We start from the raw sequence: 276 nt of genomic DNA, 5'->3' as shown, positions 1-276 counted from the left end.
GCCAACAGCGCACCTGGTAAATTAAACCCTTCGAAACCCGAGGCAATCACGCCCGGATTATCCAGTTCAAACGCCAGCCCGCTGCCACCCACAATGCTGAACCAGAAACAGGTGATCAGTGGCGCTGCCACACTCACTGCCAGAATCAACTGACGTATCGTCCGGCCACGAGAAATACGCGCAATGAAAATTGCCATCATCGGACCGTAACCAATAAAACATCCCCAGAAAAACACTGTCCACCAGCTCAGCCAGCCGGTATCTCCGCGATACAGT

1 protein-coding gene is annotated in these 276 nt (G+C 53.3%); it reads right to left on the bottom strand.

Features of this window, described 5'->3' with window-relative positions; all coding sequences use genetic code 11:
* The coding region (locus JI664_RS23680) for a BCCT family transporter (protein WP_207016250.1) at nucleotides 1-276 on the bottom strand (276 nt) is incomplete at both ends.

Origin of the sequence: Rhodobacter sp. NTK016B (assembly GCF_017303295.1) — a bacterium.
Taxonomy (GTDB): Bacteria; Pseudomonadota; Alphaproteobacteria; order Rhodobacterales; family Rhodobacteraceae; genus Pararhodobacter.
This window is presented reverse-complemented; position numbering and strand designations above follow the sequence as displayed.